The sequence below is a fragment of the Dysgonomonas termitidis genome (genome assembly GCF_054657735.1).
Genome location: NZ_BAAHYD010000003.1, coordinates 1,656,100 through 1,669,740 on the forward strand (window position 1 = coordinate 1,656,100; position 13,641 = coordinate 1,669,740).

9 protein-coding genes are annotated in these 13,641 nt (G+C 46.4%); 8 read left to right on the top strand and 1 reads right to left on the bottom strand.

Going from position 1 to position 13,641, the window contains the following annotated elements; all coding sequences use genetic code 11:
• The first annotated feature begins 94 nt into the window (after window positions 1-94).
• From ACYQ3L_RS27685 to ACYQ3L_RS27715, 7 genes are all read left to right on the top strand, one after another.
• Window positions 95-1,399 carry an Mfa1 family fimbria major subunit gene (locus tag ACYQ3L_RS27685; RefSeq protein WP_379994521.1) on the top strand — a complete coding sequence of 435 codons (1,305 nt, stop codon included), beginning with the start codon at window positions 95-97 and terminating at the stop codon, window positions 1,397-1,399.
• Window positions 1,400-1,596: 197 nt separating this feature from the next.
• Complete coding sequence (locus ACYQ3L_RS27690) at window positions 1,597-2,532, top strand: FimB/Mfa2 family fimbrial subunit (RefSeq protein WP_379994522.1); 936 nt, start codon at window positions 1,597-1,599, stop codon at window positions 2,530-2,532.
• A gap of 133 nt (window positions 2,533-2,665) precedes the next feature.
• Entirely contained in the window at window positions 2,666-5,509 is a 2,844-nt protein-coding gene (locus ACYQ3L_RS27695) for a BACON domain-containing protein (RefSeq protein ID WP_379994524.1), read from the top strand.
• A gap of 38 nt (window positions 5,510-5,547) precedes the next feature.
• A complete protein-coding gene (locus ACYQ3L_RS27700; RefSeq protein WP_379994525.1) occupies window positions 5,548-8,388 on the top strand; it encodes a BACON domain-containing protein in 2,841 nt (946 codons plus the stop codon).
• Window positions 8,389-8,554: 166 nt separating this feature from the next.
• Window positions 8,555-8,839 (top strand): hypothetical protein, encoded by a 285-nt coding sequence (locus ACYQ3L_RS27705; protein ID WP_379994526.1) that lies wholly within the window; start codon window positions 8,555-8,557, stop codon window positions 8,837-8,839.
• A 68-nt stretch (window positions 8,840-8,907) separates the two neighbouring features.
• Complete coding sequence (locus ACYQ3L_RS27710; protein WP_379994527.1) at window positions 8,908-10,155, top strand: clostripain-related cysteine peptidase; 1,248 nt, start codon at window positions 8,908-8,910, stop codon at window positions 10,153-10,155.
• Between the two features lie 21 nt (window positions 10,156-10,176).
• The gene (locus ACYQ3L_RS27715) at window positions 10,177-11,199 is read left to right on the top strand and encodes a DUF5106 domain-containing protein (protein WP_379994528.1); all 1,023 of its coding nucleotides are present in this window, start codon (window positions 10,177-10,179) and stop codon (window positions 11,197-11,199) included.
• A gap of 181 nt (window positions 11,200-11,380) precedes the next feature.
• Here ACYQ3L_RS27715 and ACYQ3L_RS27720 read toward each other — a convergent pair whose 3' ends face one another.
• Window positions 11,381-11,815 (bottom strand): hypothetical protein, encoded by a 435-nt coding sequence (locus ACYQ3L_RS27720; protein ID WP_379994529.1) that lies wholly within the window; start codon window positions 11,813-11,815, stop codon window positions 11,381-11,383.
• A 329-nt stretch (window positions 11,816-12,144) separates the two neighbouring features.
• Between ACYQ3L_RS27720 and ACYQ3L_RS27725 the strand changes: the two genes are divergently transcribed.
• Window positions 12,145-13,578 (top strand): DUF3945 domain-containing protein, encoded by a 1,434-nt coding sequence (locus tag ACYQ3L_RS27725; RefSeq protein WP_379994531.1) that lies wholly within the window; start codon window positions 12,145-12,147, stop codon window positions 13,576-13,578.
• Window positions 13,579-13,641: the final 63 nt, after the last annotated feature.

Genomic DNA, 13,641 nt, shown 5'->3' on the forward strand with positions numbered 1-13,641 from the left:
AATAAAAATGAGATAAGACGGATATGATCAGGTGTTACCTTTAATATATTGAGAACCAGTTTTTTATTCTTAAAATTAAATAAAGAAAATGAAAATGAAAACTAAATTTAAGTATGCAACATTACTCACAGTAGCTTCGCTACTAGGTTTTACCGCTTGTTCAAGCGATGATGAAGTAACAGGCAAAACACCGGAAACCGGGACGCCTACCAATTTTTCACTGAGTATTTCACAGCCCGTGACTTATGCGGCCGATCCCAATGCCACTGCCGATGAGGTGACCATAAAGACCGTGGACGTGTATATCTACGATGCCTCCAATGCGTTTATCAAAAGGCAGTCTCTGGTTGTTGCGGATTTCGATGACCTGGGCGATAACAAATGGCAACTGAAAGATGCTAAAAAAATTGCCACCACTACCGGGGCTAAGAATATCTATGTGGGGGTTAACCTGCCGGCAACGCTGGCTACTGCGATTGTCAATACCGATCCAGGCGCTGTTGAGCAGGCTATTACCGCTGCAGCAACCGAACTGGGTAATACGACCACCGGCTTTGCCATGTTCAGCCGCCTGGTAAAAACGCCCACATTGGTAACGACCGGCGATCCGGATTATGCCACGGAAAATACGGTAACGGTAACGGTTGCCCGCCTCCTGGCAAAAGTGGTGGTGCAGGAAGGGAACCCATTCTCCTCATCCGTAACCGGAGGTACGGTATCCGGCCTTCAGTTTGCAGTGAGCAATGTCAACAAGAAATTCTTCCCCTATCCGTCGTCAACCTTCAGAGACCCGAACTGGACATCCCCCTGGAGTGTACTGACGGACTTTATCCCGGCACAAAGCAGTGACTATAAGACAATCAATCCCAATGCAACAGCCATCACTATTGCTGACGCCGTTTATACGACGGAGAATACTTCACAGGGAAATGCCCAGGGTGATCATACCTATGTTTCCGTGCGTGCAACATACACACCTTCCAGTATTGTCAAGCTGAACACTGCCGGAGATGCAGCTTCAGGGTTTACTGCTGATGATTCGTACAATGCAGGAGAGACATTCTATCTGGTAAATGCCGGTGGACAAAAGTATTTCTTTAAGAGCTCGACAGATGCTGCTGCCTATGCCACAGACAAAGGTACATCCGCAATAACATATACCAACGGATTGGCATATTACAATATATTCCTGAATCCGGCGCCTCAAAGCGGCCAGGAAAATAAGTTTGATGTTTTGCGTAATAACATCTATAAGGTGACCATTACCAAGATCAACGGGCTGGGAAAACCGGGAGACATCATCACAGACCCCACTGAAGAAATCGATGAGCCGACCGATATCTCAGTTACACTGGATATCGAACCCTGGACAATAGTTACTCAGGAGAACGAAATCTAAAGAACAAACAAATAATACTGTCCGGCCATCAGTCTTCCCCTGCTGACGGCGAACCTTGTAAAATGCAGGAGGCTGTTCGGGCCGGACGTTTTATTGATACGATTTTCTATTAATCCAATGCATGGCGGGCCAGACCTTGCCAGGTATATTTACCGCTGGAACCATATATGCCAGTAGATAACGAAATGAACAAACTGATGAAACGAGTATTCCGTTTTTTCTCTTATCTTACCACGGTACTCCTGTTGCTGCTGCATTCCTGTATCGGTGAAGATAATACGGACTGCCCTCCCCAAAACGTACGGGTGTATTTTGCTTACCGGACGACCTACTCTCCCGGATTGCTTGATCCGGCTGAAGTGAACCGCTTCAACCTGTTCGTCTTCGACGGGAATGGCAAATTCATCGGGGAATGGATAGACGAAAGCCCCTCGTTAAGTCCTCTGTATTATATGGAGCTTCCATTGGACTACGGAACATATTCTTTTGTCTGCTGGGGCGGATTCACCCAGGATTGCTACCAGGCAAATCCGGAAGCATTCATTCCGGGCCAGACCGATATTAATGAGTGTATGCTGCGCCTGAAAAGGACGGAAAGCAACATCATAGACCATCATCCGAACCATCTTTTCTACGCCAGGCTGGACATTGCGGAAGTAATCAGGCCGGGCATGAACTTTACACTCGACCTGAAACAAATTACCAACACGATCAACGTGACCACCGAGGGAATCGATTTCCCGGAACATACTTACAGCCTGTATATCGAAGACGATAACGGCGACCATACATTCGACAATTCCTGTGCTTCGCTTACGAAGCTACGCTATATATCACCTTGCTCGAAAGATAAGGACGGGCAACCCTACGGCTCTCTGCGCGTACTCTCCCTGAACGAGCAGCGGCCCACGCCGGAGTTGGTACTGACAAACGAAATTACCGGTAAAATATTCTTTTCGGCAAATTTGGTGGAACTGATCCTCAAGCTCAGGGAGCAAGGGATAACCGTCGATCTGGAGGATATTCATACCTACGACATCCACCTGAAATTCATGAAAGTATCGGATACGGACATGGATGTGCAGGTTTCCATCAACGGATGGATAATTAACGAAACACTGAATGAAATATAAAAAGAAAGCATTATAAGTAAAAGTGTGTGTATGTATAAAACCAGGCGGGACGAGATAATCTGCGTGGTTAATAAGCAAACGGGCGACGTACGGTCTGGGAATATAAACACACAGGATATAATACTGTAAAATAATGAAAAGATTAAAAATGATATCTTTTTTGCATACTCTGACATTTCTGATGCTGGGGTGCATGCTGTTTTCATGTTCGGAAGAACGGGAAACTTTCCACCCTTCCGCCGGAAACAATACGGAGCTGGCTTTCGGTGTGAATCTTCCCGCTTCCTCACCCGGGACGTATGCCCTGACGGCAACGGACGAAAACAAACTTGCACACGTATACGTGCTGGCCTTCAAAGCCGAAAGTGGCCAATACAAGCTTTACGACTGGGCTGAAACCGGCACGATACAGGACAACGGAGAGATCAGCAAAAAGAAATTTACGGTAACCTTCACACGCCTGAAACAGAACGAGGCTTACAGGTTTGTCCTCCTGGGCAATGCGAAGCCGGAAGTTAACGCCCTGTTTGATGGCGGTACCGGAGAGGGAGCGGAAAAAAATGCGATGCTTGCGCAGTTGCAACTGTCGGGCATTGCCCGCTGGAATAATGATCCGGACAGCAACGGTTACCGCGACATCCCGATGTGGGGTGAAGCTTCGGACGACAAGACAATTACCCCGGGGCTGACCGTCGCAGGCCTGAAACTCCTGCGTATGGCAGCCAGGATAGATGTCACGGTGGGTGAGCCGGCCCAACCGGATTTCAAACTAAAAACTGTACACTTGTATAACAGCCATCAAAAGGCGCGTATCGCACCCGATCCGGCTAACCTGGCGGCAGGTTCTTTGTCGAAAGTGGAAAAACCCACGCTTGCTGCGGGCAGCAATGTCGTCAAAGGACCCTTGGACTATACCGTTTCGAATGATATATCGCTCGAAAGCAGCATCTATACCTTTGAATCGGAGGTTCCTTATGAAAACAGTATTCCCGTAACCGATAAAATGACCTGCCTGGTGGTCGGCGGAGTTTACGGCAACGACGCCACCCCGACTTATTACAGGATAGACCTTGTGAAACAAGAGGATGACAACACCCTCTCGTACCGGGACATCCTGCGCAACCACCGGTATACCGTCAGGATCACCAAAGTGAAAGGACAGGGATACCAAACGGCCGAAGAGGCCTTTAACGCCAAAGCCGTGAATATAGAAGCAGAAGTCATTGCTTTGGATGAGGCGGATATTACCGGAATCGTATCCGACGGGCAATACTGGCTGGCCGTATCCCAGGAAACCTTCACTTTTTCGCGTGACAGCCGTACGGCTTTGAGCAAAGACAATACGTTGACGGTGAAAACAGATTACCCCGGCGGGTGGAGTGCAAAGCAAATCGCAGATGGCGGCAATAACCCCGTAAGCTGGCTTTCGGTTAGTTCTGCCGGGGGGTATTCCGGTTCCACGGATATAAAACTGATCCTGGAGGAAAATACGGGATCAGACCGTACGGCGTATATCTACCTGAAAGCAGGACGCCTGGTTTACAAAGTAACCGTGACGCAGACCATTACGTCAGGTATTGAGCTGTATATTAAAGATGCCGGGGGAAATGAAATTTCCGAACTGTTCTTCCGGGAACCGATCGGCGTACAGCCTGCCGCACAGAAATTCGGTTTGTTCTGGTTCCCGGCAACATCGGATGTAACGGTGAGTAGCCAGATGGCAGGAACGACGCCCTTTACCTTTGACATTACCGGAGGATCGGATAAACCGGTCACATTCAATAATGGTTCCGGTGAAATATGGTACAACACAATCCTTCCTCCCGCTATCTCCGGTGCGGATGTGGCGGATGATCCTTTTAAGGAATGTATTTCGAGATTCGATTTCACGATATATAACGGTCAACGCTATATGACAAAGAGCCTCTTCTTACGCCAGGCAACTTACAACCTGGTCGTAACTGTAATCGACGGGTTTTACCACCTCGACGGCAGCAATTATATGTTTGCAGTAGAAAGTAACACCGGATGGCGGATCAAGTCGGTAACGGATAACAGCAGCTTGCTTAACCTGCAAGGGCAGGACAATTTAATACCGGGAGTCGGTGACGGGAATAATACCTCCGTGACCTACACTCCGATACGTTTTACAGTAAAAAACAGGCCCACTGATGCTGTATCCGACATGGTAACCATCGTGCTCGAAAGCACGGAAACCCAAAAAAAGTTTAATGACGTAACCCTCAACTTTAACCTGATGGGGCAAATCATATCTCCACCGGCACACAAAGGCTGGGCAGGCAGTAATATCTACTATGACCAGACATTGGGACACCTGACCTTTGATGACGTAGGTGTAACCGATCACATGTACTACAACGGCGTTATCTTCAAGTGGGGCAGCCTGTATGGCATTTCACCTATCCAAAATTATACTGTTCTCACAAAAAGATACCCGCCTGACGGAGGAACAACGACAGGAGGATCATATGATGATATACCTTTTATCTCCGATGCAACGAATGTACCCTCAAACAGGGACAGGGCTTATCTGTATGAAGTTACGGATGGGAACTCAGGGAAAGGAGACATATGCAGGTGGCTGACGAAGAAAGGCTATGCGCCTGCCGGAAAGAAATGGCGCATGCCCACATCGCGGGAGTTCGACGGTAGTTATACATATCAAACCGGAACTTTCGGTAATCATGAATATGGAACAGGCGCTGTGAGAAGTGGTGTGAGCAAAACGGGCACTGCTGCATTCTTCCCCATGTCTCACTATCGCCATTGTACCGGAGCTCTACAGGAGAGCGCCAGTACGGGTAACGGTTATTACTGGACGGCTTCCCCGGGAGGTACAAACGCATACTTAATGAAATATTCCAATAAGTTTGCAGGTATATTCAACGGCGCTGATATCTACCATGAAACAGAAGGCCGGTGCAGGGCTCACCCCGTGCGCTGTGTGGTGGAATAAGTATCAAGATTCAATACAAAGAAATCACTCGTATAACGATGAAAAGAAAAAGAAGAATTCATATTTTATATATATTGGCATTCCTGTTGGCGGGGTGCATGCTGCCTTCATGCTCGGAAGAGCAGGACATCACCCCTATTTCCGGCAGGAACAATACAGAACTGGCTTTCAGCGTGAATCTTCCCGCTTCCTCACCCGGGACGTATGCCCTGACGGCAACGGACGAAAACAAACTTGCACACGTATACGTGCTGGCCTTCAAACCGGAGGGTGGTCAATACAAGCTGTATGACTGGGCTGAAACCGGCACGATACAGGATAACGGAGAGATCAGCAAAAAGAAATTTACGGTAACATTCACCCGCCTGAAACAGAATGAGGCTTACAGGTTCGTCCTCCTGGGCAATGCGAAACCGGAAGTCGACGCCCTGTTTGAAGGCGGTACCGGAGAGGGTGTGGAAAAAAACACCATGCTTGCGCAGTTGCAGTTGTCGGGCATTACCCGCTGGAACAACGATCCGGGCAGCAACGGTTACCGCGACATCCCGATGTGGGGTGAAGCTTCGGGCGACAAGACAATTACCCCGGGGCTGACCGTCACAGGCCTGAAGCTATTGCGTATGGTAGCCGGGATAGAGGTAATGGTGGGCGATCAGGCCCAGCCGGATTTCAAACTTAAAACGGTACACTTATACAACAGCCATCAAAAGGCGCGTATCGCACCCGATCCGGTTAACCTGGCGGCAGGTTCTTTGTCGAAAGTGGAAAAGCCCACGCTTGCTGCGGGCAGCAATGTCGTCAAAGGGCCCCTGGATTATACCGTGTCGAATGACGTATCGCTCGAAAGCAGCATCTATACTTTTGAATCGGAGGTTCCTTATGAAAACAGTATTCCCGTAACCAATCAAATGACCTGCCTGGTGGTCGGTGGTGTTTACGGCACTGACGCCACCCCGACTTATTACAGGATAGACTTTGTGAAACAAGAGGACAACAACGTTCCCCGGGACATCCTGCGCAATCACAGGTATACCGTCAGGATTACCAAAGTAAAAGGACAGGGATGCCAAACGGCCGAGGAAGCCTTTAACGCCAAAGCCGTGAATATGGAAGCCGAAGTCATTGCCTGGGATGAGGCGGAAATCACGGGGATCGCATCCGACGGGCAATACAGGCTGGCCGTATCCCGGGAAACCTTCACTTTTTCGCGTGACAACCGTACGGCTTTGGGCAAAGACAATACGTTGACGGTGAAAACCGATTACCCCGGGGGGTGGAGTGTAGAGCAAATCACAGATGGCGGCAATCCGGTAAGCTGGCTTTCGGTCAGTTCTGCCGGGGGGAATTCCGGTTCCACGGATATAAAACTGATCCTGGAGGAAAATACGGGATCAGACCGGACGGCGTATATCTACCTGAAAGCAGGACGTCTGGTTTACAAAGTAACCGTGACGCAGACCACTGAGGCGGGTATCGACCTCTATATTAAAGATGCCGGTGGAAATGAAATTTCCGAGCTGTTCTTCCGGGAACCGATCGGCGTACAGCCTGATGCGCAGAAATTCGCGTTGTTCTGGTTCCCGGCAACATCGGATGTAACGGTGAGTAGCCAGATGGTAGGAACGACGTCCTTTCCCCTTGCCCCGGAATCGGATGTACCGGCCACATTCAGTAATGCTTCCGGTGAAATATGGTACAACACAATCTTTCCTACCGCTATCACCAGTGCGGATGTGGCGGATGATCCTTTTATGGAAAAGATCTCGAGGTTCGATTTCACGATAACCAACGGGCAACGCTATATGATGAAGAGCCTCTTCCTGCGCCAGGCAACTTACAACCTGATCGTAACTGCAGCCGACGGGTTTTACCACCTCGACGGCAGCAATTATATGTTTGCAATAGAAAGTAATACCGGATGGCGGATCAAGTCGGTGACGGATAACAGCGGCTTGCTTGCCCTGCAAGGGCAGGATAATTTAATACCGGGAACCGTCGGCGGGAATAATATCTCCCTGACCTATACTCCGATACGTTTTACAGTAAAAAACAGACCCACTGATGCTGTATCCGGCACGGTAACCGTCGTGCTCGAAAGCTCGGAAACCCAAAAAAAGTTCAATGATGTAACCGTCAACTTTAACCTGATGGGACAAATCATATCTCCACCGGCACACAAAGGCTGGGCAGGCAGCAATATCTATTACGACGAGGGATTGGGACGCCTGACCTTCGATGACGTAGGCGTAACCGACCACCAGTATTACAATGGCGTCGTTTTCAAGTGGGGTAGCCTATGGGGCATTTCTCCAAACGGCAGTTATTCTACCAATACTTCTTCCGGCACAAGGCTTTACCCGCCTGAAGGAGGAACAACAACAGGAGGATATGCATATGGTGATATACCTTTTATCTCCGATGCAACGAATATATCTGATAACAGGGACAGGGCTTATCTGTACGAAGTTACGGATGGGAACTCAGGGAAAGGAGACATATGCAGGTGGCTAACGAAGAAGGGCTACGCACCTGCCGGAAAAAAATGGCGCATGCCCACTTCACGTGAATTCAACGGCGATTATTCCCTGCAAACCGGGGATGCCGCTAATAATGCCTATGGAACAAGTCTTGTGGAGAGAGGTGTCAATAAAACAGGCGCAGCTTTTTTCCCTTCTTCTTACTGGCGTAATTGTAGCAGTAGTGTTCAGAGTAATACTACTAATGATGGCAGCTATTACTGGACGGCTTCTCCGGGAGTTACGAACTCATATTTAATGAGTTTTACCCCGAACTTGGGAGGCTGGATCGGCGGTATTAATATCTACCATAATACAGAAGGGCGGTGCAGGGCTCACGCCGTGCGCTGTGTGGTGGAATAAAGAAGTAAAAAAATACAAGTGTAGTTTTGTAAAGTTTGTGTTAAGGGGCAGCCCTGTGAGTTGCGATAATTCGCCCGGCTGCCATTTTTTAGCATAAAGGAATAACAAGATAAAGCAAACAGTAACCCCAGCGGATACTATACAGAATATAAGAAACGATAAACCAATGATAAAAGCGAAAAGAAACGATATATCTGATTCATGGTACGATTTAAATTATATGCCGAAAATATTTTGCAGGTTCTCGCCGGATCGGGTGCATCCTACCTATGTGCAGCGAGGGATGAAGAAACAACAGGCAGCAGCCTTGAATTGTTTACCGGTGAATGAATGGATAATGGGAAAGGAGCAGAGAGAGAAATACCCACACAAGTCGAAAAAATATCAACAGTATGAATTCGGCTATGAGGAATATATATTTCCCCAATATATACTTTTTGATTTTCCTTAAGGACCATGTTGGCTGGGAAGCCGGCCTGGCCCGTTTTTTTATTTATTCAAGCAAATACAGAAAAATATATGGACAGGGAAATTATAACATACAGGGTAATAGCTGATAACGAGCCGGGTGATGCACCAGTTTCCTCATGCAGAAAGCATATTGCCCTGTTATGCGGAGGACAAGTAAGGATGCATGGAAAAGATAGCCTTACAAAAGCAATGCTCCGGGTGGCGTTTCTTTCGTTAGCCTTATTGTTTGTTTCGTGCGGGAAAGAACAGGAACCGGATATTGTAACCCGGGTATTGCTGGTTTACCTGGGTGGCGACAATAGCTTGTCCGGCGAAAGTAATGAAAAACTTGAAGCCATTAAACAAGGCTATGACGGCCGGTATGGAACGAAAGTGCTGGTTTATCACGATATGCGGAACTCAGCTCCCCGACTGCTTGAAATAAGCGGTAATACAACCGCCGTGCCTCTGAGGGAATACGAAGCGGAAAACTCGGCAGACCCGACTGTTTTCCGGCGTGTGGTCGCCGAAGCAAAAGCGATGTATCCCGGAGCGGTTTTCAACCTGCTGGTTTTTTCCCATGCTTCGGGCTGGCTGCCTGCGGGTATGCTGATTAATCCCCGGTCGGCGGTGCAACCCCGGTCTGTAATTACTGACGGCAGTAACGAGATGGAACTGGTCGATTTTGCCGGGGCCATACCCGACGGGGCTTTCAGGCATATCATTTTCGAAACCTGTTTCATGGCGGGCGTGGAAGTGGCTTACCAGCTCAGGGATAAAGCGGAGTACGTATTGGCTTCGTCGGCAGAGATCGTCTCACCCGGTTTTACGGATATTTACCGGCAGCATACAAACGAACTGGTATATGGCGACCCCGTAAAGTTTATCCAAGCGGCATTCGACTATTTCGATAAACAGGAAGGCTACATGCGTTCTGCCACATTTTCGGTAATAAAAACGGATGCTCTTGACGTCCTGGCTGATTATATCAGGAAAAATTGCAATTCAGAGAAAGAAATTAATGCAATGGATATTCAGCATTTCGACCGGAGCAGTTACCGCTTGTTTTCCGATTTCGGGGAATACTATACGGGCCTGCTTGAAACGGAAATGCAAAAAGAATATCTTTTGCGGCTGATAGGCGGATGTGTGGTGTGGAAAGCATCCACGCCTTCTTTTATGGATGGATATAACGGCTTCACCATCCGGAAACATTCGGGAATGACCGCCTATATCGTGCAGGAACGGTTTCCGGCGCTCAACGAAGCCTATCGGAGACTGGATTGGTACAAGGCTATAACCGTGGATAAGGAATAAGAACGTAAATCGTTATCATTTATGAATATATTAAAAAGATTAGATTGGGTTAAAGTTTTGATATGGGTGGTTTATCCGTGCGTTTTCTTTGTGGGTTTTATTTATACACTTTCCACATGCTGCGGCTGTAACGAAAAAAAACGGGAAGAAACATACCTGAAGGAGGCAGGAAATACTCCCGTAAAAAAAGAATTTCAAATGGTTACTGTTCCCGACGGATTGAAAACTTCAGCTGAAAGGGCAGATTATCTGGTCGCACATTACTGGGATCATTTCGATTTCGGTGATACTGCTTATATCCACCTGCCGGAAGTTACCGAACAGGCGTTTGCCGATTATGTGGACATACTGCCCCGTGCCGGTAAAGAGAAAGCATATGCGTCCATTACCGCTATGCTTGACAGGGCGGTGAAAGAGGATGCCGGCGGAAAGGTATATCCTTATTTCCTTTCATTATACAGGCACTACCTGTATGATCCAAACTCCCCGCTGCGCGATGAAGAGTATTATATTCCGGTGACGGAATATCTTACGACTGATATTGTCAGTGATATGGTGGCAAAAGAGCGGGCTAAGTTCGACCTGTCGATGATGCTTAAAAACCGTAAAGGAAACATTGCAGCCGATATCGTTTATACCTTTGCAGACGGGAGCAGCGGCAACCTGCAGGCATTGAAAAACGAATATACCCTGCTTTACTTTTATGACCCGGATTGCCCCAATTGCAGGGAGACAACGGCTTACCTGCGTGAGTCCTCCCTGATAAATGATTTGCTCTTTACCGGGAAACTGGATATACTGGCTTTGTACACGGACAGCGACAACCTGCTATGGCGGAAACATTTGCAGGGAATGCCCCTTTCCTGGATCAACGGCTATGACAAGGAGTATGCGGTAAGGAGTAAATCCCTTTACGACCTGAAAGCCATTCCAAATCTGTACCTGCTGGATAAGGAAAAACGGATACTGCTCAAGGATGCAGATGCAGCCACCGTAGAGCGTCATTTTGAGATGTTAGTGGCCAGATTATCCGATTTACGATGAGATGATTTAAGGATTAGATATTGATATACATATTGCTTTATTTTTTTAATTGATACTATTTATTTTCAATGTATTGATGAAGCAAAGGATGGAAGAATGAAGAAGCAGAAAAAGGGGAGTAGTTAACTACTCCCCTGAAAGTTTTTGATAACGACCTATTATTTAGTTTGTTGCAAAAAGATTATTTTTCATCTTGTTTATTCTTACCCTCTTTATCCTTTCGGATTATGAGATTTCGTAAGAAGTCAAGGGCTTTCATTCGATTGAACGGTTTACGGTCGAATACTTTTTCTTGATGGTCGTAAATACTCCCAAAACAACAATTGAATATTTTTTCAAAAGCATCTGCAATTTGGTTCAGGTGTCCGGGTTTACTGTTCCGTTGGAATACTTTTTTTGAAAAGAAAAGAGCTATTACAATTTTCGCCAAAGCAACAATCCCCAAATCTTTGGACTTAGGGAGAATATAAAGGTCGGATTGAAATGTTTGTAGCTCAAATTGTTCGAACTGTTCAGGATAGCGAATTTTTAGGTTCAGAAGTTCTAATTCAGCATTAATAAGGGATAACGCTTTTTTATGATAGGCAAATTCTAGGGCATTTTTCCCCTTGCCCATATCGATAAAGCGGTTCCATACCGACTAACTCAACACGAGTAATATTCAGCATCCGAAAGGTTTCCGAAAGGCTATTTTCGGATTGACTGACAGTTCTTAACCCTTCCATAAAGCACCCATAGGCATTTTGCATTTGTTCGTTTGTGACTTGTTTAGATCCAGACAATAAACTGAATAAACTCCCTTTCAAGCACGATAATGATTAAACGCCACTTCCTACCATTTCGAAGCCACTCACTACCACCAAATTAATATATCGGATAAGCCCCATCCGATCTGACTATTTTCGTCCTGCATTTATATTGATGCAATAATTTAACAATTAAATTATGGACGAAAAATTAAAAAACAAAGAAACACTTTTGGTCGTCAATAAAAGTGACGGCAATAAAGTAAAAGCAGTCAAGGGAGTAGATAATCAGGGTAATCTCGAATCTGTTGATCCAAAAGCAACGAATCAAGGTGAATTTATTCAAATTGATGAGAAAGCAGGTATTCTGGAAAACTTTTTCTCTAACCTCAAAAGGGAATTTCAAGACCCGACTCATTTCAATTTCTTCCGTTCTCCTATCGAGAAAATTGAGAATATCGCTTCTGCTTTAAAGGAAATGTTTAAAGATGAAGATGGTAATTCCGTTTTTTTATCCCAAAGCCGTGTCAATCCGGAGGACTTCAACAAACAGCAAAAGACACAAGATCAGTCCCAAGAGTACAAACCTGTGGATGAAAGCCGTATCAATTGGGGACAGTTGGAAAAACTCGGCGTTACCCGCGAGATGCTGGAAGAGCAGGGAAATCTTAAAGCTATGCTTAACTGGCATAAATCACCGAACCTGATACAGGTAAACCCAACTTACGAAGGGATTGCATTTCAGGTACAGGTACGATTATCCTTTGAGGAAAATCCCGATGGCAGTATCCGTTTGAAAGCGGACAGTTATCAACCTGCTCCTACTTTGGATATTCCCTTTCACGGAGCGACATTGACCGACCAAGACAAAAAGAACCTGCTTGAAACCTCCAATGCCGGAAGAATCATTGAGCTTACAGGAGAGAAAGGTGAGCAAATTCCATCCTTCGTTTCTCTGGATAAGTTAACAAACCAACTTGAAGCAATACCTGTGGCTAACGTTGCTTTTAAGGATACTCTGAAAGAAGCCCCTCTTTCTAAAGAACAATTACAATCACTGTATGAAGGCAAAAAGACATTAGTGGAAGGCATGACATCCAGAAACGACAGGCCCTTCGATGGCTATGTCCAGTTTAATGCGGCAAAAGGATCTCTTGATTTCTCCTATGACGGACTGGACCGGAATAAATATAGGCAGAATAATAAACCGGAACAGCAGGAACCAAAGCAGCAAGTACGTATCCCTGACAAACTACTGGGGGTGAATCTGGATGAAAAACAACAAAACTCACTTCGTGAAGGAAAAGCCGTATATGTTCAGGGTATGATGAAAGACGGGCAGGATCAACCCTTCAATGCCTATGTAAAAGTAAATGATGAAAAGGGCAAGCTCGACTTTTTCAGATGGAATCCGGATAAAGCTCAGAAACAGGGAGCCGAGGTTAAACCTGCCGAAGAAAGCAAAACACAAGTCGCTGTCAATTCACAGGGTAAGACCAGCGAGAGTCTGAAAAATGTAAAAGAACCGATAAAGCAGGGCCAAACTTCTCCGACACAACAGCAGGCTGAGAAGCAAAAGGAAACGCAACGTCCTACCCGCACTGTAAAAAAGAGCGGCGGAGTAAAGATGTAGATTTCAACCTTCTTAATAAATCCATTTATAACAAAACGGTCTATCGGTCGTAGTGACCAAAGT